Source organism: Paenibacillus sp. R14(2021) (assembly GCF_019431355.1).
GTDB lineage: Bacteria > Bacillota > Bacilli > Paenibacillales > Paenibacillaceae > Paenibacillus_Z.
This window is the reverse complement of sequence record NZ_CP080269.1, coordinates 4,777,185-4,798,296: the sequence shown is the minus strand read 5'-3', so window position 1 is coordinate 4,798,296 and position 21,112 is coordinate 4,777,185. Positions and strand designations below refer to the sequence as shown.

The 21,112-nt window shown below is 42.1% G+C and carries 19 protein-coding genes and 1 pseudogene; 7 read left to right on the top strand and 13 right to left on the bottom strand.

All coding sequences use genetic code 11. From position 1 onward, the window contains the following. Nucleotides 1-148: 148 nt before the first annotated feature. The 3 genes from KXU80_RS22345 to KXU80_RS22335 all read left to right on the top strand — a co-directional run bounded on the left by KXU80_RS22345 (nucleotide 149) and on the right by KXU80_RS22335 (nucleotide 2,691). The gene (locus tag KXU80_RS22345) at nucleotides 149-520 is read left to right on the top strand and encodes a helix-turn-helix domain-containing protein (protein WP_219835364.1); all 372 of its coding nucleotides are present in this window, start codon (nucleotides 149-151) and stop codon (nucleotides 518-520) included. A gap of 717 nt (nucleotides 521-1,237) precedes the next feature. Beyond that, nucleotides 1,238-1,495, top strand: a complete 258-nt coding sequence (locus KXU80_RS22340; protein ID WP_258171107.1) for a helix-turn-helix domain-containing protein — start codon at nucleotides 1,238-1,240, stop codon at nucleotides 1,493-1,495. A 14-nt stretch (nucleotides 1,496-1,509) separates the two neighbouring features. Next, a complete protein-coding gene (locus KXU80_RS22335) occupies nucleotides 1,510-2,691 on the top strand; it encodes a tyrosine-type recombinase/integrase (protein ID WP_219835363.1) in 1,182 nt (393 codons plus the stop codon). Between the two features lie 46 nt (nucleotides 2,692-2,737). On the opposite strand, the pseudogene KXU80_RS28505 reads toward KXU80_RS22335, so the two are convergent. Then, nucleotides 2,738-2,872 (bottom strand): annotated as a pseudogene (locus KXU80_RS28505) (restriction endonuclease); the annotation flags it as partial. A gap of 168 nt (nucleotides 2,873-3,040) precedes the next feature. Between KXU80_RS28505 and KXU80_RS22330 the strand changes: the two are divergent. The 4 genes from KXU80_RS22330 (at nucleotide 3,041) to KXU80_RS22315 (ending at nucleotide 4,993) form a co-directional block, all read left to right on the top strand. Continuing rightward, complete coding sequence (locus tag KXU80_RS22330; protein ID WP_219835362.1) at nucleotides 3,041-3,256, top strand: helix-turn-helix transcriptional regulator; 216 nt, start codon at nucleotides 3,041-3,043, stop codon at nucleotides 3,254-3,256. Nucleotides 3,257-3,271: 15 nt separating this feature from the next. Then, nucleotides 3,272-3,568 (top strand): hypothetical protein, encoded by a 297-nt coding sequence (locus tag KXU80_RS22325; protein WP_219835361.1) that lies wholly within the window; start codon nucleotides 3,272-3,274, stop codon nucleotides 3,566-3,568. Between the two features lie 694 nt (nucleotides 3,569-4,262). Further along, a complete protein-coding gene (locus KXU80_RS28180; protein ID WP_258171106.1) occupies nucleotides 4,263-4,550 on the top strand; it encodes a macro domain-containing protein in 288 nt (95 codons plus the stop codon). Between the two features lie 101 nt (nucleotides 4,551-4,651). Then, nucleotides 4,652-4,993 carry a hypothetical protein gene (locus KXU80_RS22315; RefSeq protein ID WP_219835360.1) on the top strand — a complete coding sequence of 114 codons (342 nt, stop codon included), beginning with the start codon at nucleotides 4,652-4,654 and terminating at the stop codon, nucleotides 4,991-4,993. A 306-nt stretch (nucleotides 4,994-5,299) separates the two neighbouring features. Here the strand turns inward: KXU80_RS22315 and KXU80_RS22310 are convergent, their stop codons facing one another. The 12 genes from KXU80_RS22310 to KXU80_RS22255 all read right to left on the bottom strand — a co-directional run bounded on the left by KXU80_RS22310 (nucleotide 5,300) and on the right by KXU80_RS22255 (nucleotide 21,089). After that, complete coding sequence (locus tag KXU80_RS22310; protein ID WP_219835359.1) at nucleotides 5,300-5,629, bottom strand: hypothetical protein; 330 nt, start codon at nucleotides 5,627-5,629, stop codon at nucleotides 5,300-5,302. Nucleotides 5,630-5,964: 335 nt separating this feature from the next. Beyond that, nucleotides 5,965-6,300, bottom strand: a complete 336-nt coding sequence (locus tag KXU80_RS28325; protein WP_219835358.1) for a helix-turn-helix domain-containing protein — start codon at nucleotides 6,298-6,300, stop codon at nucleotides 5,965-5,967. Nucleotides 6,301-6,931: 631 nt separating this feature from the next. Next, nucleotides 6,932-9,919: a P-loop NTPase fold protein gene (locus KXU80_RS22300; RefSeq protein WP_219835357.1), complete on the bottom strand. Its 2,988-nt coding sequence runs from the start codon at nucleotides 9,917-9,919 to the stop codon at nucleotides 6,932-6,934. Nucleotides 9,920-10,319: 400 nt separating this feature from the next. Continuing rightward, complete coding sequence (locus KXU80_RS22295) at nucleotides 10,320-11,921, bottom strand: RecQ family ATP-dependent DNA helicase (RefSeq protein ID WP_219835356.1); 1,602 nt, start codon at nucleotides 11,919-11,921, stop codon at nucleotides 10,320-10,322. 26 nt (nucleotides 11,922-11,947) lie between these two features. After that, nucleotides 11,948-12,904 carry a hypothetical protein gene (locus tag KXU80_RS22290; RefSeq protein ID WP_219835355.1) on the bottom strand — a complete coding sequence of 319 codons (957 nt, stop codon included), beginning with the start codon at nucleotides 12,902-12,904 and terminating at the stop codon, nucleotides 11,948-11,950. Nucleotides 12,905-12,921: 17 nt separating this feature from the next. Continuing rightward, nucleotides 12,922-14,628, bottom strand: a complete 1,707-nt coding sequence (locus tag KXU80_RS22285) for a nuclease-related domain-containing DEAD/DEAH box helicase (protein WP_219835354.1) — start codon at nucleotides 14,626-14,628, stop codon at nucleotides 12,922-12,924. 202 nt (nucleotides 14,629-14,830) lie between these two features. Continuing rightward, nucleotides 14,831-16,693: an ATP-binding protein gene (locus KXU80_RS22280; protein WP_219835353.1), complete on the bottom strand. Its 1,863-nt coding sequence runs from the start codon at nucleotides 16,691-16,693 to the stop codon at nucleotides 14,831-14,833. 396 nt (nucleotides 16,694-17,089) lie between these two features. Beyond that, nucleotides 17,090-18,748 carry a 23S rRNA (uracil(1939)-C(5))-methyltransferase RlmD gene (gene rlmD, locus KXU80_RS22275; RefSeq protein ID WP_219835352.1) on the bottom strand — a complete coding sequence of 553 codons (1,659 nt, stop codon included), beginning with the start codon at nucleotides 18,746-18,748 and terminating at the stop codon, nucleotides 17,090-17,092. A 64-nt stretch (nucleotides 18,749-18,812) separates the two neighbouring features. Next, entirely contained in the window at nucleotides 18,813-19,727 is a 915-nt protein-coding gene (locus KXU80_RS22270; protein ID WP_219835351.1) for a diacylglycerol kinase, read from the bottom strand. A gap of 19 nt (nucleotides 19,728-19,746) precedes the next feature. Next, nucleotides 19,747-19,899 carry a hypothetical protein gene (locus KXU80_RS22265; protein ID WP_219835350.1) on the bottom strand — a complete coding sequence of 51 codons (153 nt, stop codon included), beginning with the start codon at nucleotides 19,897-19,899 and terminating at the stop codon, nucleotides 19,747-19,749. 52 nt (nucleotides 19,900-19,951) lie between these two features. Further along, on the bottom strand, nucleotides 19,952-20,794 hold the full coding sequence (locus tag KXU80_RS22260) for a sirohydrochlorin chelatase (protein WP_219835349.1): 843 nt from the start codon (nucleotides 20,792-20,794) through the stop codon (nucleotides 19,952-19,954). A 4-nt stretch (nucleotides 20,795-20,798) separates the two neighbouring features. Continuing rightward, nucleotides 20,799-21,089: a YerC/YecD family TrpR-related protein gene (locus tag KXU80_RS22255; protein ID WP_162355398.1), complete on the bottom strand. Its 291-nt coding sequence runs from the start codon at nucleotides 21,087-21,089 to the stop codon at nucleotides 20,799-20,801. Between the last annotated feature and the right edge of the window lie 23 nt (nucleotides 21,090-21,112).

The window sequence follows — 21,112 nt, the reverse complement described above, 5'->3', positions numbered from 1 at the left end:
CCCTTCCAAAAATTCGAAAGTACTACAAACACTATATATAATAAAAATATATACATCACCTATATTTAACAAGACTCGTATTGGGCTTAACTATTATAAATAAATCTTATGAGATTTATTTCTGCTTAATTTCAGGAGGATGGGATAAATGGATACTGTCAGAAAACTTATCGGTAAAAAAATAAGAGCTATTCGAAGAGAAAAAGGATTAACGCAGGTCAAACTAGCCGACAAAGCACAGCTCATGTACCAATATGTTGGGGCAGTTGAACGGGGCACCAGAAATATTTCCTTAGATTCCTTAGAACGGATTATCACAGCGTTGGATGTAGATTTGGAACAGTTTATTAATCTAACAAACATAAACAAGAATTTAATATCTGAAGAGGAAGCAAACAAAGGCTATATTCTAACTCTTCATAATTCCTTATTAAAACCACGGTCTGTACAAGAGATAAAAACGATACACAAAATCACCGAGGAAATACTGAAGATTTTGCCCCCAATTAAACAGGCATAAACTTGCATACCCAAGTATCGGATCCTTTTCAGACTGAAAAGGGTTCTATATTTAGTTCCGTACTAGCACGCTTTTTAGATGAACATATGCTTTTCTTGATATACTTCTAACTTTTGAGTATGGATCTACTTTACTTAAATCTTTATCTAGTACGATTTTTTAGCCATTGGGTTCTTCGCGAACATTTTCCACATAAAATAATGAGGCCCCTGCTTCCTTTGCCTTCTGTCGAACTGATTTTTTTACTTTTTTGAAATATCTGAGCCAATTCCTCTCTGCTTAATCAATCACGAAATAGTATTCACCTTAACTTGACAAGACTTACTTGGGTATATATTATAAAATTATACCATGTAGTTTTTACCCTTTACTTCTATTCCCTCCATACGGTCTGGGGATCATTCTATCTTTAATTCTCTGTTTAATTAATAATTGGCGATTTCTCCGTCTAAATACAAAGCCCTTTTCAGGTAGTAAGCTTTTTTCTACTGAAAAGGGCTTTTTTGTGTGTTTTACCAGTGATCTAACTCAATTAGCCGAATTCCCCCCATCACCTGATCGGCCGGCTTATAATCGGGGAACACAATCATTATGATTTACTGGAGGTCGGTTAAAGAAAACAACAACTTTCTGTTTCGCAATTGAAATTTGGGGTATCCGAAAAATGCTGACAATCCCCAGAAGTTTTACTCTATATTTAAGGAGGTTTTTTCTATTATGCCTAATTCTTATAAGCAATCAATCGATTATATTCCCATGGCGAAACGGAACACATTAACCTTAACAGAAGCCTGGGAAGAGGTTTTTGAATGTCAGATTTCTAAAGACAAGCTTTACGCTGAGGTCCGAGCGAAGAAAATTCCACATACTAGAATTGGAAATAAAATCCTTTTTAGAAGAGATACTTTGCTGACGTGGTTTCACGAACAAGAGACAAAAAACTATTGTTTATCCGACATTGAATCACATGCATAATAGGAGGTATTCTCATGGCAAGTTTACAAAAACGAGGTAATGATTCATGGCTTTTAGTTGTTGAGGCCGGAATTAAAGCTGACGGAAAGAGACTAAAACGCACTAGAACTGTAAAGGCAAAAGGAATACGCGAAGCAAGAAAGCTTCTCGCTGAATTTGAAACTGAAGTTGAATCAGGACACTACATCGCCCCTGAAAAAATGACCTTTGCAGCTTTCGTAGGTGAATGGAAGGAGAAGTATGCAAAGAGTGACCTTGGAATAAAAACATTAGATATTTATTCGCGGTTCCTAAAAAATCGGATTCTACCGGTCTTTGGTCATATGCGTCTGGATAAAATTCAACCATTTCAAATAGTCAACTTTATCTCCGATCTCGGCAAGGAGGGTAGCCGACAAGACGGCAAAAAAGGCCCACTCTCTTCAGGTACCATCCAATATACACATCGAATTCTTAAAAATATATTTTCTCGTGCGGTGGAGTGGAAGCTTATCAAGAGCAATCCCGCCGCGGATATCAAGAAGCCAAAGGTTATTCGGAAAGAGATTGAAGTATATGATGAAGAGGAAGTCAGTATGTTGTTTGAGTTTCTAGAAAAGGAACCCTTAAAGTGGCGTATGATGATTATGCTTGCGATAACTACTGCACTTCGTAGAGGTGAACTAGTTGGATTGGAGTGGAAACACATCGATTTGAATAAGGGCATCCTCGAAGTAAAGCAAAGTATTTCGCATTCCATTAACGGTCAAAGAATCATATCCGAACCTAAAACAGCAAAGTCAAAACGAAGGGTAAGCTTGTCGGATACTGTAGTAGAGCATCTCAAAGATTACTCCCTTGAATCTCGAAAGAAACGCCTTGTGCTAGGCGATGCATGGAAAGGCGGAGATCATTTCTTCGTGTTTACTAATGATGAGGGCAACGCCTATTATCCTGAGTCACCTTACCTCTGGTTTCGCAATTTTCTTAAGAAACATGGTCTAAAGTACATTAGATTCCACGATCTCAGACATACGAGTGCAACTTTATTGATTAACAAAGGCGTACATGCCAAACTTATCTCGGAACGACTCGGGCACTCGAATATCTCAACGACGATGAATGTCTACGGACATGCTCTACAATCGGCCGATAAGGATGCAGCTAATAAACTCGATTCGCTAGTCCCTCCCAAGAAAGAAAAAAAGAATGGTTAGATAAGACCGTGCTGGACATTCCAGTGCGGTCTATTTTTTATCCCTGTTACATAACTCGGTACCTTGCTGAGCCTCTGAACACTTCTCTTATATACCCATTAATAAAATTCTCTTTCGGTATATATACCGGATGTATGGGGGCACGTACTTTTTGACCGTAAAAACGCATAAGCAACTCCTCAATTACAAATACAAATAGCTGTGTTACTGCAAAACAAAAGGCTGAATTTCAATTGATATTATAGCCATTTCTAATCAACAGAGATGTTTAAATAAAACAAATTACACTTTGACAAAAATAATTTACAAAATGACAAATATTTATTGCAATACGAGCAAGGAGGAAAAAATGCATATAAATGGAGAGCTCCAAAACAACGTATACCTCTTTAGAGCAGCAAAAAAATGGTCACAGCAAGAAGTTGCTGATCGTCTAGGCGTCAGCAGACAAACGATTGCCTCAATCGAATCAAACAAATACAACCCCTCATTAATCCTAGCCTTCAAGCTCGCTAAATTATTTGAAGTTGAAATCACGGAAGTTTTTCAATTTAAGGAATATTAAGAGGAGGGATTTAGAATGGAATGGTTGGAATTAATCACTGCGTTAATTGGCCTTGTTGTCATTATTTATTATTTCTATTATGATAGGAAATTTATTAAGGAAGAAGGCATGGACGAACGAGGAGCTAAAATTTTGGGGTTATCCTCAAGAATGTCGTTTTCATACGTTTCTGGGATGATAAGCATTTTGATTTTAGCCGATGTTTTTTTTGATTTCCCTCTTCAAGTTTATAAGCTTCTCGTTTTTGTTATTTTGATCCTTTCAAGTGTAATATCGCTCATTTCGTTGAGCAGGCTACGCAAAGATTACTAATTGCTCGTCATAGAGCGAAGATTGTTATGAATGGATAAAAACAATCACATAATTAAGAGAATGCACTCTAACTTGTAGCACCCTATTTTGAGTCCTAAAATTATGCAAGAAAATAGCCGTAAGATACTATATCTACGGCCATTTCTCGTATATCCAATGTTATCTTCATACCAGTATTCGTTATTGACAAAAAGGAACTCTTGTTGATAAGCTTGCTTTATTATTTTTGCTTTCTATATTCCCCGCCAACGCCGTTGGTTGTGGTGATTCTCTGATTGTTTAATTCAAACTCGCCATTAGCTTATGCTAATTGTGCCGAAAGAGCCTCCTACTATTGAGGCTCTTTGTCTTACTTCTCCACATTCATAGCTTAAGTATCCTTACGACCGTTCCTCCTCTGAAAAATTCCAACCAAATCCCTCTCCTGCTACAATGTAAAAAGATACTCCATTTGATCGGGATATTAGCGATACTTTGGCTATGGAAAGCAGATGGAGGAGTAATATGAGAACTAAATAAAGATTAATCAAACAACCATTTCCCTGTTAGGAGGTGATATAACGAAGGGTACTGCTGACATAATCTTCAAAGCTGCAAATACAATTTACTTGGTGGTGGAGACGTGGATGGAGCTATTTTTTAGGCGGAGGCAAAAGAATTCTTGAAGAGTGCATAAAGATCCGAGAGTGGAAAGATGGTTGTGCGGTCGGCGATGCAGTTATTACTACAGCGGGCGGGCAATCTACCTGCCTCCTATGTCGTTCACACTGTTGGCCCTGTATGGAACGAAGGAAACAACAAAGAAATCGAAAAACTTAGAAGCTGCTATCAAAATTCGCTGGCACTTGCCTCGGAGTATAAGGCCAAAAGCATTACTTTTCAGAATATCAGCACTGGCATTTATCTCATCCCTAAACAGTTAGCGGCAGAAACTGCTCTTGAGTCAGTGACAGCTTATTTGGATTCCTTAGCGTCCCAGTAGACGACGATCGAACAGATTTATTTTGTCTGCTTCGATGATGTGAATTTTAATATATATCGTAATAAGCTCGATAATACTTAAATAAGGAGTTGATCTGGATAGTGGATAACATTAGACGTTCTGATTCAAAGCAAGAACTCTCCGCATTATACAAGGAAAATAAGGATGATCTCGCTTTTAAAATCGTGAGACGTATTTTGTCTGACATTCAGGGGAGATACGGTCTAGATAGAATAATTCTTGGTGGACCAGATCGTAAGGATCAAGAGATACTCGTTTCAATGTTTGAAGAATGGAGACATCTGGTTTCCCACGAGCTATACGTTAAAGGCCTCATTAGTGAAAGCTATACACCTATGGAAATACACGAACTTGGAAAGTTAAGTCTTTACCAACTACTCGAAATACGAGAGAACTATTTGCGATTCGAAGGCGAAGATTAGTAGTATTTCCCAAAGGTTAAAGAATAAATCTGGGTAGAGGATGACAGCAATAGCTTTTTTTAGAAGATAAAAATTGCCCTATTTGAAAATGCCTGCGCGTTATTACCGAAACCGCATTTTCCTTCTTAGTAATTATTTTTCCTATCCTAGCTTCCTTAATCTTTTGAACTCTTTCTGATTTATTCTTTAGTGATACTTACTACTCCGCGCAGAACTATACAATTACTCCGTGGAGATCAATACATTCTACTCCGCGAGCAATAGCTTTCAAGATACTTAATGAGATAGTGATTTGATTCCCTTTCCTCACTTTCTTTTCCAGCTTAAAACGTTTCTCCATCTTCTGGCTTCCTCAACCTTTTGAACTCTTTCATTACGCCGATTCACTCTTTGATGATAAGCTTCTCGCCCCGCGGGACTCATTGTCTTTAGCTTTTGAATTACCTCACTGATTTCTTTATCGTACCCACCACCATTAAAGGATCCCCATGTAACACCTTGATCCCAAGCACTTTGGAGTTCAAAGGCAACTTTATCCGCAAGCTCTTCTGTCGGTAACTCCAATAACTGCACATCGAAAACACCGTCAGCTACAAGAACAAGAAACTTACCGTCTCTGACTACCGATTTGTACAAAGTCCCGATCTCCTTTCACAAACTACTTTCAAACCATCTTACTTCCTTCATAGGACGGATAAGAGAACAAATATAAATGAGTATTAACGACTGCGATGAAAACTATTGAAACTTAGTAAGCATCATACTTCGTCTTTGCTTAACCCTTTTTACCCATTCCTAGTTTGAGTGTCAATGGACGGCCAATACTCGATACTCGGTATTAATCATGAAGTTTGAGCAAATTCCTTCACTCCAGATAGGAAAGAAAACATAATAACTAGATTTAATCACCCACTTCCGAAATGAATAGAACTCCTCAAGTAACCTGTTCTATGCAAGCCATTCCCTCAATATTAGGATTTTATTGTACTCTCTTGAATCCATAAATCAATTTCATCTTTGTGAAATAATATCCTTCTTCGAATCCTCACGTGGGGAACCTGCTTCTCGCGTACCATCGTGTATATACAGTCAGTAGAGACGCCAAGATAATTAGACAATTCGATTACTGAAAAAACGGATCTTTTCTGGCTATTTTCTTTAAAATGAACAAATTCTCTTATCTCATTTTCACAAGAACTTGCTTCATATTTATTCTGATTGTCGAGATTAAGATTGGCAACCCGCTCCTCTTCTAATTCCAATAAAAATCTTAATAATTTTACTCGCAACAGATCATCATTTTTCATGATTTCGCCCCTCCGTTTATTTAGCGCAAAGCCTTAACATTTCTCCAATTTGCCAATCTTAGTTCTTTACATTTTGCAAAATAGTTATTTTAGAGATAAAGTTTTAACCAAGATAAATAGCTTTTTTAAGCTCAATAAGCATTCATGCCCATATTAAATAACATTTAACCCGCTTCTTTTAAAACTACACTCTGTTAAAGAATTAATATTGGAGATCGCAAGCTTTAATTTGATAAACAACAATAACGAGATGGATGTTTAATGCCTAAACCTTAATTGATAGGTATGATAATCTAACCTTTAATGGGGCTGGCTTTGCCGGTCTTGAAACGACCTGTCTTACGTCGCCCCATGTAAATAACTGTTCCGTATAGAGCTTCTCTATATTGGCTTCGCTTTTCAATTCTCTTTGTGCCGCTTCTTCATGTAAAAAAGGATGCCCAAATCCACTGAAGGATTCAGACATCCTATGATTATAAACGCGGGTCAATCTCCCGCTCCTGCGCAACTTCAAACAGCAAATTGGCCGCGATCTCTTTATATGCCGCGCAATCTCTTCAAATGGCACCGACAGCATTCGCATCCCAAGCTGGTACTCATTAAGGGATGTGCGAAGCTTTTGATTCAAATCCTATTCTATTTCTATCTCTAAATTCCTTTGGACCTCTATCCATTTCATACGAAAATGAACCCAATCACCCTCGGGTAATAAATCTGCGGACCATTTTCTATCTAGAAAGTGTAATACAGTCTTCACCGTTTTCAGAATGTCAATGTCAATAGAAATTGTTCTCGACAAATATTCCAAACTAGATAATAAATACCCAAATCTTAAATATATATTATTATTAAGTTCTATGCCACTCTCGATGAATATTAACATTTTTTCAAGTTCACGCTGGGCATCGTCAACTGACCTTACCTCCGGGTCTCTCTCAGCGCCATCCAGAGCATTGACTTCCATAATCTTTTTCCCTATTTTATTTATTAATTTATGTAACTTAGTTAGTATGCTTAATCTACACTTACAATAATCAATTGCTTCTTTAAGGACATTCTCCGATAAACTTTGTTCGGCTTGGTTCAGCATAAACGAGATCGATTTATTGAACTTATCAATTTCTATGTCTGATGAAATATTGTTTGCAGCAACTAATTCTTCCCCGATATACTCATGTAACATATCATTGATATCTTTCAATGAATATAGATCTTTATAACTAGCACGGATGTTTTCCCAACGACCTTTTTGTTGGTATCTATATAACCAAGCAACTCTCGAAATATCATCTAGAAAAGGAAGATTTATTTCAATATCTAAAGTTAGTTTGTTTAACGCTAAATTTTTTTCGGCATTATTTTTAAACACTATAGCACTGTCCAACCGTTCCTCCAATTTCTCCAAATAGCCAATATCCCATGAGAGGAACTCCCCGCCAATATAATGCCTGTCTAACCAACCAATTGTATCCTGCAATCTCAGTTTTCCTTCATCACAACTTTTAAATAGAACCTCAGTGAGCTTGATTAGTCGTGACTTCGTCTTTGTAGAATTTCCTTCACCCCATTGCTGCATTTTAATTGCATATATATAATTGCTTATTTGTTCAATTGCCTCCTTTTCATCGATATCAATAGGTTCATCTCTGTCTAGCTTCTCAACAAATCTCAAAGAAGTAGGTTTGAGTTCTTGCAAAATCATTTCGTTGTCCATTTGGAATATGATCTCGTTATAGATATTCAGCATCATTTCCTGTTGATATTGTTCTATCTCTCTCAGATATTTGCGACTAACATCATGTAAAACATATTTTATAAGAGGAGAATTTACTTTATTAGCGTATTGTTTTAAATCACCACTCTCTAGCATCTCCCTATATTCCAACTCGAATATTGACTTTAGAAATCCAGCAGTAAATGCTATCTTGTATAATTTCACAGTATTCCAGTTATCTGCTAACGACCCGCCATTATTATCTCTATATATATTATCTAAGTAATCAAAAATTTCTTTAATTGCACGATACATCCGTTTTATTTTACGGGGGTTATTCATATTATTATAAAAAGCCTGAATATCGTCCTTCAATAACTTGATATCATCCTGAAGTTGGAGCTTTTCGTCCTGAAGTTGTCTTTCCCTTGTCCCATTATTTGCTGTATTGCGAAGATTAACTTGCAATTCGTTTTCTTTCTTTTCAAGTTGATTTGATAAATAGTCAGTAATTGTTTCAAGCATGCCAACTATCTCTGACTCAAGTTTTGTTCCATGAAGTACAATATCGGAAGATGACCAATTAGAGTTAATTAACAAATGTTTTTCGTTAAAAAATCCCAGCATCTCAAGATGAGATATTTTTTTTAAATAAAAATGTTGCCCAATAAATTTATCAAGATAACTATTGTTTATTTTTTTTTCCTTTAAATATCCATAATGCATGGAGAAGATAACCGCACATTGTTTAAAGTCTACAACTTCCTTAATAAAAACTAATGTCTCACGCATTGCGGACTCTTCTACACGGTCAAAATCGTCAATGACTATTATAAGTCTTCCTTTTTTTCCTAACATCTGCTGAATATCAATTTCTAAATTTCCCTTGAGTTCACGGTATTCCTCCTTTTTTTCTTTAGGAATAACATCGAAAAATTCAGCCAATTTGGAAAACTTCTTATTATCCGTTAAAGCAACGAACTGGTTAATATACTCTTTATAAGGGCTCCCTTTACCGGTAAATACACCGTTTTCCAGTAACATCTTCTCAAGTTGGGAGAAAAAATATTGGCTCAACTTCTCTCTAGTATCCCAAATTAAAGGCTTTATAAATATTGATTTTGTTCCCTCACTCTTTAGTTCTTCTAGTAGTACATTTAAAAGACTACTTTTTCCTTCACCCCAAGGTGCATTTATTACTATTGCAAAAGGTTCATTGTATTTTATTTCCCGAATATGATGTTTAATACGAACAAGTTCTTTCTTCCTCGTCGGGAATAGAAGTTCCGAATGGCGGACTTCTTCGTCTGTCTCTAGAATGAGTTTCAGCTTTTCGGGATCATCCAGAAATTCATTGGTCTTTTTCTTACGTTTAATTTCAGAAAACAAGTTTGAAAGAAACACTAATATAGACCAATTTAGGATAATAATAAAAGGATTATGTTCTAATACTAATTTAATTAACAATAGCAATCCCAGGAAACTTACTAATTTGATTCCATGCTTAAACGATTTGCTTTTCGTCTTGTAATAAATAAATATATCCTTTATTAGTACGAGCCCAATAAGACTGAGTAATGGAATAATCATTGTATTGATAATAAATAAGAGAGACTTGACTAGCTTTTCATTATCTGGATTCTGGCCCCAGCGAGAAAAAGCCCAACCCAATCCTAAAGCAATTGCTATATAAAAAAACGACTTTATCGCTGAAGGCAATTTAAATTCAAACACAGGTGAAATATTAATGTTAAAACACCTGATTCCACAAATTGTCACCCAAAAGAAAAGTATCGTAAGACATAACATTGATAGAAACAAAACCCAAGGGTGTTCTCCAAAGTAAAGTAATCCTCTCCCAACCCAATCCTTGAATATAGTTAATAAATCAATAAAAATATGCAATTATATACCCCTTCTCCTATTATTAAATGTTAGAATAACTTCAATCCTGCGCTAAAAAATACCAACAATTTACCATACCACATTGTTTTTCAAAAAAAGCTCAACGCGCATCAAGCAAAAAAAAAAAAAACACTCAATCGTAAAGGGTTAAGTGTTTCCCGTTATTTTGTATCTTATCTGTACTACTCATCTGACTCGCTTCCTCAGCATAGCGATCTGTACCATCACTTACAAAGCTACCGATTTAACGTGAACGATTTACAGATACGAGTTCGTTAGAATTGGTGAGCGGATAACCCATTATTTAACTAAGTTTTTCGTATATATATCAGTCACTGCCCTTTCGATTATACCAAAAAATAAAATCTGATTATTTGTAAATCTCCTATTCCTTTTAGACCTAAATATTCAACGCAATCTTGACAATGCTTTCTGCAGGTTCATCATTTTCAATTGCTTCGGCGAACTGAGCAAAGGCGTCCATCCGTTTCCCCCGCTTCGCTTCTTGATCGTTCATGATGGTCGCAACTGTTTCATCATCAAGCTCTTTCTTCATCGTATAGAAAATCGCTTTAGTGGGCGAAGATATGAGCGATAGTTCGCCTTTGGAGCATATCCGCCACGTGTCGAAAGTCAGCGAATTAATGGATGCTCCCCGTTTTTTGCACACAATTTTCATTAACACGGTTGAAGTTGAAGCCGTAATGTCATCCAGAAACTTTTGCCCTTGGCCCCCAGCTGCCTTAAAGCACTTGAAGCTCTGCACCCCTTTGGCTAGTACGCCAATGATCCCATATTCGACCAACAAGGAAAAAGCTGTCCGTCGTTCTTCGGCAAGATCCTCATACTTGATAGAGCCGAATAAATCTCCCTGCGCGAGTTTTCGGTCTTCATACTCGTCGCGCAATGTCTTCTCTATACAAAGGGAGCTTTCAATGAGCCTTTTGCGCCCTCTCCGCGATTGACTGGTATAAAGTAAGTAACCGTATGCAGGTTCTCCATCTCTGCCAGAACGGCCGACCTCTTGATAATATTGTTCGACGGATTCCGAAATCAGGTAATGGACAACAACACGGATATCCGGAATATCCACACCCATGCCAAAAGCAGAGGTTGCGAACACTATTTTGACGCTCCCGTCTTTGAATCCTTGAAGGATCCGATCCTTCTCACCATCCGGGATATCCGCATCAAAGAAAGCACAATCAAGATATTTTTGGGAAAACTTTTCATAAAGTGTCCGAGTAGTCCCTTTATTCCCGTACTTTCTGTGAACGAATACGAGAATTTTATCTCCTTTGTGTTGCTCGAGAATCTTTTCTAGCGCCTCGTCTTTTGTATCTTCTTTCCCGGAGCCTAGATTCTTCAGCTCTAGCTTAAGATTGCTTCTTAGCAGATTCGGACTTTTGATGGTTTTCGTGATGCCAAAATCCTTACAAATCTGTGATTGATCCTCTTCGTTAAGCGTTGCAGTCAAACATAACACCCGGGGCCACTCTGAGCCGAAGACACGATCGATAAAAAGAGGAATCGTTTTGTATGCCGGCCTAAACCCGTCACCCCACTGAGAAATGCAGTGCGCCTCATCAATCACAACTAGACCGATTTTGTCCTTAACGAGATTCAGAACAAATTCCAAATATCCGTCGTTTGCGGCGCGTTCTGGAGAAATGAAGATATAATCCGGTATCATCCCTTTCGCAATAGCCGTAAGAGCCTTGAACTGCTGCTTATAATCGAGACCCGACATAAATAGACAATTGAAGCCTTTCAGCATTAGATCGGCATACTGCTGTTTCATTAGGGCGATTAACGGAGAAATCACGATAACGGCCTTTTCGAGACACACCCCGGACACTTGGTAAACTAACGATTTGCCTTCGCCGGTAGGCATTAAACAGAGAACTCTCCCGCCATCCAGCACAGCGTCTATCGCTTCTTCCTGTTGGCCGCGGAACGCATCCTTCGAAAAATACTGTTTCATAACTGAGAATTTATCCATATCTCACCATCCTAACGCAAACAAAATTATATGGAATACTTGAACTTCAATTGGTCGTCGTTGCCTAGCAGAGTTTGAATCGTCTGCTTGTTGACCTCACATATGAAATCATAAAAATCATTCGTCAATACATATCGGAAATCATCTGGAAATTTGGCATGAAAGCGGTCGCTTATTTCTTTCTCAAGGCTGCAATATATTCGTAAAGAGTACAATCCAAACGTTTGGTACGGGTAGTAATAGTTATGCTCTTGTTCGATTGTGCCAGTTTTAGAACGAATGTCGTCTTTGACCATGAGGAACTCCGAACTACCGGACTTCATGGCTATCGGCTTTTTTCCGGATAAGATGAACAAGGAGAACATCCCCATCTTGAACTGTCCTGGAAATAATCTCGGATGAAGAGTATTCAGAACAGTGGACAAAATGCCCGTACCCACAACTCCAGGCAAATAACAGGCATCCTCCGCCAGTTGAGAAAACTCCGTCGCTTCGATGCTGTCGACACCCTGAAGTACTTCTTCTGACATCTTGTCGTTATATTCCTCGGCATAGAATATCAAATTATAGAACGTATCATACAATTTCTGGGGAGCCGCCAGCTTGTAAGCTATTTTCCAGTCTTTTAGCGCTTCCGAGCTGCTGTTTAATGTACGCTGAATGACAACACATTGCCTGCTAAGCACACTGCCCTTGAAGCCGTCGACATCCTCTTGATACTCAACCATTACATCGGGCTCAAATATTTCTACGTACTTATCTCGATTTCTGGCATGTTCGTTGACCAGCTTCTGTATATAGAGGCTCATGCTCGCTTCCGGTTTCAAACTTGGACTGCCTTGTACGATTTTATCCAAATAAGCTGCAATCGTTTGCTTCAGTTCTGGCTCAATGGAGGACCAGACTTCTTCAAAATGTGCCTGATCCTCCATTAACCCTAATTCCTCGTTCCAAATGTCCGAATCTATCAAACTGTGAATCATATATGAACCCCTCCCTGTCAATGATCGATTTTCACATTTAACAAGCGCCCTAGACCTTTCTTGTTCTTCGGAACGTTTCTTGAGGAATTTATCCTTCTTAAGCAATCCCCAAGCTCTGCGGAATTGGTATCATCATAAATCGCAATACTCAGCAGATGCTTTGCCCGGGAGCATCCGACGTAGGCAAGACGTTGTTTTTCAGGGTGAGTCAATGCTCTAATCGAAACGTCGATAATCATGACCGCTTTGGCCTCAAGCCCTTTAAACTTGCGCACTGTTGTAAATAAGATACCGTCTGTCGAGAAATCGCTTTTAATAGGAATGTCGTTAACAGAGTTAATATCCGAAAACCAAGATTTATTCTCCGTTTCTACTGTCAGAAAAACAATCTCGCTGGGCTCAATGCCCGCATTGATTGCGGTATTCACAAATTTAGAGGCTGCTTGCAGCAAGTCCAATCTTGACATATAAAAGACCGCATTCGGTGTTTCTCCATGCACAGAGCTGTTCGAATTATTGCCTTCTAAAGGGATCATGCTGCATGCCGTATTATGAATCTCCACCGTATTCCGGCAATTTCGATGCAGGATGAGCCTGCATTCCGCTTTTTCCACCCACGAGGGCATCTCATTTCTCATTACATATTGATTTCGATCGTAAAATACATAGAAATTGCCGCCTTTTCCTTTGACCATCTCATTTAGGCGGTTTATCAGTTTTTCGTTCAAATCTTGCCCTTCATCAATAACAATGTGTTTGTACGACCAGTCTTCCAGCTCGAAAACCTCGATCAAATACTCTTCCAGTTCACTGAGGAGCTCATCAACTCCGATTGCTTCATCCCGCAACATTTCTCCTGCAAGCGAATGAACGTTATGAAACACAATCCCCGGCTGGGAAAAATGTTTGCGCAGATAATCCTTCAGGAAACTGTTATAACAAAGAAATAATACGTGCTCTCCTTCTTCGGCCAGCATTCTCGCCTTCTCCTTGGCCAGTACTGTTTTGCCCGTTCCAGCAAGACCGTGAATGACTGCGGTTTTCTGCTCCCTTAAATAATCCAGAAGCGCAGCCTGCTGATTGGTAAGTCGAATATAAATTTGCTCAGCTTCGTTAATGATGCTTTTCATACCCGGCACGGCATGAAAACGGGGAGCAATGATCTCCAGCACTTCATTTAGTTGCCCCAAGTCCATTGTCGCTCCATAGCCAGTCTTTATTTTCCAATAGTCAAAAGCCCTGTCGATTTCTTTCCTTGCCTCGACGAGGGTTGTCATGTCAAATACAATGTCTCTGGGTGCTTCCGGTGGAAGCTTGTCAGTCTGCTTCACCTCAATCGAAGGAAACCAAACGGCATGACATACCAACGGGGGCCGTCCTGAACGAAGTCCAAATTGGAGTCTGTCCAATATTTCAAATTGGCTTCTTTTCGCTTGAACGAATGGGGCGATAATCTTGGTGTATCTTGTCGAAGTATTGGTTTGTAGCCACTGCCCATCCATGTATTCAATTTCGCCGGATTTCACTTCAACGACCATAATTCCTTTGTTGGGATGGACAATAACAAAATCCGCCTCGCCTTGGGTTCTCCCGTTAATCCCGATCCAATTAAAAGAATGAAACACGATGTAGTTGTTATCCAGAAGGCGAAGAGCCTCAAAAGCTTTCTCTTCCCCGAAACTACCATTGAAAGAGTCAGGAGTCTTTGGTATGAATTTAGCCAAATAATTCACCTTCAATTAAGTCGTTAGACCCATTTTTTACTGTATTATTCGTTATCGCTAAAAAGCTTTAGTTGCTTTAATTCTAAAATATGACAATTAGAAGTGCAATTATTAGTTTTTATTTAAGAAAAGTTCTACAAATTCGACGAGTTCTTCATGTCTTTATAGCTTAAACATCATTCGCTATACAACTTATGAGTTGTCAATTTAATCCTTGGGCAAAATCTCTTTTTAATAGTTTAGTAAATGTATCTTCTAACTCAATAATTCTTACTAGATGGCCGAGCTTATTAATCACAAAGAATCCCGAAGCGTCACTGTCCAAATTATAATTACCATCTAATGCTGATAATACTTTTACATTCGTTTTAAAATGCTCTTGAACACGCCAACAAACTATATATTTAGCCAATGTCAGACGATGGTTCATCGTCCGCTTTAATTCCTTCTTAAGTTCAACATAAAAACAATATTCTCCGACCAAACCCGCATTATTATGCCTAGCAACACAATCGAGACCCAATCTATCATTGTAGTCTAGAATCTCAAATGGAATTGAAGTAGGAGAAAGTATTTTGATCATTTGTAATAATCCAAAAACCTCACCTTCTAAAGAAGGTTTAATAATATTTAAAAAGCATTTTATTCTATGATCAATGTCTTCAATCTCCAAAGAGTAGAAAAAACGTATAAACTCACGAGATTTTATATTCTTAACCCTTGCGTTAAAATTTGCTCGATGCTCATCTTCCGTATATTCTGGTATTTTTTTTAGCTCTTCCTCATCTAAATCATTAAAGTCGTAGTAAGTATGCTCCTTTTTAGGCTCATCAGATTTTTGATTCCTCCAATCCTGCTCTCTTTTTCCTTTATTTTGAGGAACAATTTCGGTTGAATTCGTTGATACGAGTGATAAGGGGTCGGTTTTAATAACTAAAGATCTTTCTTTTAAAAATGTTCTAACTTTTGAAGCAACAGTCCTCCCCGAAATCTCCCCAAAGTATTCGATCATTTTTTGGTATAATATTTGTTCTATCACACTTTTTATTTCTATTTTGCTCTTATTGACTTGTACTCCAAAAAGTTCATCATAAATAGGATTAAACTTAAGTTCTGCCCTGAATTGATTATAATCATTATGCATTTTGTTTATATTTTTAAATTTAACAGCCCTATCAACTTGCCTCCGATTTCTTAGAATATAAAAACCGCTATTTTCTTCATTAACTTTCATGAAACCCGGTAATGTCCTGTTTTTGACCTTATTAACTTCAAGTCTAACCATTGTCAACTCCATAATCGGTTCATTGAATTCAACTTTATAATATAGATGCCTCTTATAAAAATCACTCACGAGAATAGAATCCTGAACTTGAAGGTTTGTTTTGACGTCTTCAAAAAAAATATTAATAGTGCCTAATGAAACAGAGCATTCATCGTCACTATAAAATAGCAACCTATTGTTGTTTCTCATTAATGGATCAATCAAGTGTATTACTTCACCGTTAATAAATATACTTTTATCAATAAGATCCCTTCTGTACGTCTCACCAATGTAGTATTTGAGCATGTCTTTTAGTTGTTCCAAATCATTTACTTCGGCAAGGATAACTTTACTGATTCTTTGTATATAAAAGATTATTCCGGTAGAACTGCTCTTCAATCTATATTTAATTTGTTCTATTGCGAAGGGATCTTTCATTTTTGGAGAAGTACCATCATATGGATATTGGGTGTGATACCACGTACCACTATCTATTGAATAAATCTCTGCATAATCCGATAAAGCTCCAAGGGAAGCCGCTAACCCCCAGTGGAATTTTCCATTTTTCTTGATATCCAATGTTGAACTATCATTTCTAAACTCAATAAAATTGTTCAGTTTTCTTGAAGAGACACCCTGACCATTATCTTGAAATAAGAAGGATACACGATTTACACCTGCAAATTCTTCTTCAAAGAACCACATATGTATCTCATCTGCTCCTTGGTCAAATGAATTATCAATTAATTCACTTATACAATCCTTTACTTTAAAACCTAGGTTTCTATATCCTTCGCTCATTTATCTCACTCACTTTTCTAGGCATCTCTTCTCTGATAATAGTAAAATAAGATGTATTTCTATCTATTCTAGAGTACAAACCAGTTCTAAGCTTGGAAATTTATTGAATATAAATAAATATTTTTTTCGCCTTCATTAATTCAGAAGTCATTTGATTCTTCGAAAAATAAAGAAGGAGAGACCGTGGCTACACCATGTTATGACACAATTTTATCAGCAGACGTATAAATATAATTGATGATTGGTAAGAAAAAGCACCCATTTTAACAACAGGTGCCAAACGATATTAATCTATTAATTTCGTCAACAATCAGTCAACTCTACTATTTTTCCGCCTCTGTTTCTCACTTCCGTACCATCTGTACTAGTCACGAAACCCGTTCCATCACAGCAATCTCAGCGATCTGTACCATTCCTCACCAACAAAGCCACCGATTCTACGTGAACGGTATGCGGAAACATATCCACCGGCGTCACCTCAACCGTCCGGTACCCGCCATCCTCCAACACCCGCAGATCCCGCGCCAGCGTCGAAGGATTACAAGACACATACACCACCCGCTCCGGGCGCATGGCCAGGATCGTCTCCAGCAGCGCTTCGTCGCAGCCTTTGCGCGGCGGATCGACCATGATCACGTCCGGCACGATACCTTCCTTACGCCAACGCGGGATAACAACCTCCGCGGGTCCGGCTTCGAACGAGACGTTGGTGATGCCATTCAGCTCCGCGTTGCGCTTCGCATCCTCAATTGCCTCCGGCACGATCTCAACCCCGTACACCTGCCCCGCCTTGCGGGCAAGAAACAACGAAATCGTCCCGATGCCGCAATACGCATCGATGACTCTCTCATTCCCCGTCAGCGCCGCATAGTCCACCGCTTTGCGGTACAACGCCACGGTCTGCACCGGGTTCACTTGATAGAACGAACGCGCCGAGATCGCGAAACGAATACCGTCCAGCTCGTCATAGATAACCTCACTGCCCCATAACACGCGTGTCTCGTCGCCGAAGATGACGTTCGTGTCGCGCTTGTTAACGTTCTGCACGATGCTCGTTACGCCCGGAATCGTCTCGCGAATGCGCGCGATCCACTGCTCCACATGAGGAATACGCGCACCGTTGGTAATAAGCACGATCATCGCTTCGCCGGTCACGAATCCAACGCGGGCCATAACGTGGCGGAGAAGGCCTTGACCTGTCTCCTCGTTGTAGGCCGTAATGCCGAGCTCGCGGCCGATCGCCTTGACGCGGGCGACGATCTCGTCGTTGCTGTTATGCTGAATCAGACACTCGTCCATGTCGATGATTCGATGGCTGCCGCGGGCATAGAATCCACCGATGAGCTGCTCGCCGTTCAGATCCGGCTGAGGCAGTCCGTCCTTGCCATGGATCGCGCCGCTAACGGCCATGCCCATAGGCACGGACGCCTTGTTCCGGTACCGCCACGGCGCGTCCATCCCAATCGTCGGATGTACGATAACCGCGGACTGCACTGCTTCCTCCGCCTGCGCACCACCTGCGGCGCGATTTCCCACGTCTCCGGCAGCCGCATCACCGCCGCTCACGCGCACCGCTTCTCCCGCTGCTGCACCGCGCTCGCCGCGTACAGCCTCTCCCGCTACCCGCAGCTTCCCGATCCGCTCCAGGCTATCCACCACATGCTGCCGCTTCCAGCCCAGCTGCGCCTCGTAGCTCATATGCTGCAGCTGGCAGCCGCCGCACTGCTTGTAGATCGGGCACGGCGCCTCGACGCGGTCCGGACTCGGCGCGACGATCTCCGTCAGCTTCGCGTACCCGTACGTCTTCTTCACCTTCATCACGCGCGCACTTACGGTCTCCCCGGGAAGCGCACCTTGAACAAAAAGGGTAAAGCCGTCCACGCGGCCTACCCCTTCGCCTTCATGCGTCAAGCCGATAATCTCGACGTTGACGTCATCATTCTTATTAACCGCCGTTTCGTAGCTGACCCTGCTCTCACTGCCGCTTCTGCCAGCACCCTTACCCGCAGTCCCGCTGCCGCCTCTACCGCCACTCTTGCCTCTATACTTGCTCATTCGTTATACCCGCTCCGTTACTGATCTTTTCATTCTTTCAACATACCGACAACGCCGACCGCACTCACTTATACGTCGAATTCCCCGCCTCATCCACGAAAATATGCAGATGCGACGGCAGCACCGTGAACGTGCACGGCAGCGTTCCGCCATACTCCCCATCGAGGTTCAGCTGCACATAATCCGGCGTCGTCACCGTCATCTCGCGCGTCTGAAAATGCACCACGTGCGGATCGTTCAAATGCTCGCCGCGCAGCGCCAAGGACGCCAGGCGGATGAACTCGCCGAGGTTGCACTTCTTCAGCACGACGACGTCGAACAGCCCGTCGCTTAAGCTCGCATCCGGCGCAAGCTTCTCGAAGCCGCCGACGGAATTGCTGTTGCAGATGAGGAACATCATGATTTCCTCATGGATTTCGCCGATTTCCGCGGCTTGGATGCGAAGCTCCGTCGGCCGCAGGCGGGTCATTTTCTCGAGACCCTTCATATAATAGGCCAGCTGCCCGATCATCGTCTTCAGCTTGCTCGGTACCTCGTAGGTCAGCTCCGTCAAGGAACCGCCCCCGGCGATGTTGATAAAATACCGCTTGTTCGCCCGGCCCAGATCGATCGGGGTCGCGTACTGCTGAATGATCAGATCGCACGCATACTCCCAGTGCTTCGGAATGCCGAGCGCCCGGGCAAAATCATTCGTCGTCCCAAGCGGCAGAATCCCAAGCGGCGGCCGGACGTCTTTCTCCGCCAAGCCGTTAATCACTTCATAAAGCGTGCCGTCCCCGCCGGCCGCGATGATCATATCGAAGCCGCGGTCCGCCGCTTCCGCAGCCGCGACCGTCGCGTCACCTTCGCTGATCGTCGCATGGCAGCTCGTCTCGATGCCGCCGCGCTCCAGCCGCTGCAGAATATCCGGCAGCCGCCGTTTTATTTCCTCCCGACCCGAGGTCGGGTTATAGATCAGTCTTGCCCGCTTAATTGACACGCGTCCACCTCCGGCACATTCAAGCAGCACGCCAAGAAACGGCGCGAAGCGCCCCCGACGCGCAGGAACAGGCAGATGCCGGCATCGCCGGGCCCCTGACCTGCACGCCAAACACTTCCGCTCGGCGGTCCTGCCCTGAAGACAGACCGCCCGCCGTTTCCGCTGCAAACACCTGCTGCCTGCTGCCCGTTTATCTTCTCTCATTCACTATTCTCTACTATACACTAACGAAGCGAACTTCCCAAACGCTCGCCATCGCCCGTTTCCAGCTCTGCCAGCCACGCCCTGATCTGACGCTCCATCCAGCGGGCGATGGCCGGATTCGGCAGCAGCGCCCGGCCGTTATATCGATAGGCGAGCCCTTCAAGCCGCTTCGGAATGACGGTGCTTGTAAAATAACCCTCGCTCAGAAACAGCGGAACCACGAGGAAATCTTCCCCTGAGTAACGCCGCTGCAGCGCGCGCAGCTTGCAGGCCGCCTGATTCGGCAGGAGCATCGCGATATCCGCTCCCGCGAAACCGCCAAGGGCGCGAAGCCGCTCCGCCAGCTGCGTCATGCCGGCCCGCCAGCGGCCGTGAAACACCGCTTCGCGCGAGCCGTGCGCGACCAATAGCAGCCGCTCCCGCGCGGGTGCCGACGACAGGGACGCGATATTGCCGAGCAGCAGCTCCGCAATATCCGCATCGTCGTCGATCGGCAGCCCGAAGCGCACGCGCACGCCCTGCGGGATGCGAAATGGCTCCAGCTCGCCGGGACGTCCCGCAGCGACCGGCGCCATGCCGAACGCCTGCGCAATGTCGTCCACATGCGTGCTGCCGGACGACACAAAAAGCGGAAGGACGTATAACTCCGTCACGCCTTCCGCTGTCAGCCGATCTATGCCGTCTTGAATGAGCCGGCCGTCCACGATCTCGAGAAACGACGACACGACGGGCACCTGGTTACCGCCGGGAACTGAAGACGAACACGCCTCCGACGCGGCGACAGCCATGGCGGCGTCATCGACAAGCCGCACCCATCCCGCTTCGCGCGAGCCGTGGCTGATGACGAGAATGCCTGGCTTCATCCGCTTAGCGACCCGAGCGCTCCAGCGCCATTTTGTACCCGTCGTTGCCGTAGTTCAAGCACCGTTTCACGCGGGAGATTGTTGCTGTGCTGGCGCCGGTCTCCGCTTCAATCTGATTATATGTCGCGCCTTTGCCAAGCATGCGCGCCACCTCAAGGCGCTGGGACAGCGACTGAATCTCGTTCACCGTACACAGATCGTCGAAGAAAATATAGCATTCCTCAACGGTTTTCAGCGTGAGCACCGCTTCGAACAGCTGGTCGACCGTCTTATCATTGAGCTTCTTCAGTTGCATCGTCCATTCACTCCTACCTGATC

Excerpts from the sequence above, each read along its gene's own strand:
- KXU80_RS22345 (WP_219835364.1), top strand. The coding sequence starts at position 149 with ATGGATACTGTCAGAAAACTTATCGGTAAAAAAATAAGAGCTATTCGA.
- KXU80_RS22340 (WP_258171107.1), top strand. The coding sequence starts at position 1,238 with ATGCCTAATTCTTATAAGCAATCAATCGATTATATTCCCATGGCGAAA.
- KXU80_RS22335 (WP_219835363.1), top strand. The coding sequence starts at position 1,510 with ATGGCAAGTTTACAAAAACGAGGTAATGATTCATGGCTTTTAGTTGTT.
- KXU80_RS22330 (WP_219835362.1), top strand. The coding sequence starts at position 3,041 with ATGCATATAAATGGAGAGCTCCAAAACAACGTATACCTCTTTAGAGCA.
- KXU80_RS22325 (WP_219835361.1), top strand. The coding sequence starts at position 3,272 with ATGGAATGGTTGGAATTAATCACTGCGTTAATTGGCCTTGTTGTCATT.
- KXU80_RS28180 (WP_258171106.1), top strand. The coding sequence starts at position 4,263 with ATGGTTGTGCGGTCGGCGATGCAGTTATTACTACAGCGGGCGGGCAAT.
- KXU80_RS28325 (WP_219835358.1), bottom strand. The coding sequence starts at position 6,300 with ATGAAAAATGATGATCTGTTGCGAGTAAAATTATTAAGATTTTTATTG.
- KXU80_RS22295 (WP_219835356.1), bottom strand. The coding sequence starts at position 11,921 with ATGGATAAATTCTCAGTTATGAAACAGTATTTTTCGAAGGATGCGTTC.
- KXU80_RS22290 (WP_219835355.1), bottom strand. The coding sequence starts at position 12,904 with ATGATTCACAGTTTGATAGATTCGGACATTTGGAACGAGGAATTAGGG.
- KXU80_RS22280 (WP_219835353.1), bottom strand. The coding sequence starts at position 16,693 with ATGAGCGAAGGATATAGAAACCTAGGTTTTAAAGTAAAGGATTGTATA.
- rlmD (WP_219835352.1), bottom strand. The coding sequence starts at position 18,748 with ATGAGCAAGTATAGAGGCAAGAGTGGCGGTAGAGGCGGCAGCGGGACT.
- KXU80_RS22260 (WP_219835349.1), bottom strand. The coding sequence starts at position 20,794 with ATGAAGCCAGGCATTCTCGTCATCAGCCACGGCTCGCGCGAAGCGGGA.
- KXU80_RS22255 (WP_162355398.1), bottom strand. The coding sequence starts at position 21,089 with ATGCAACTGAAGAAGCTCAATGATAAGACGGTCGACCAGCTGTTCGAA.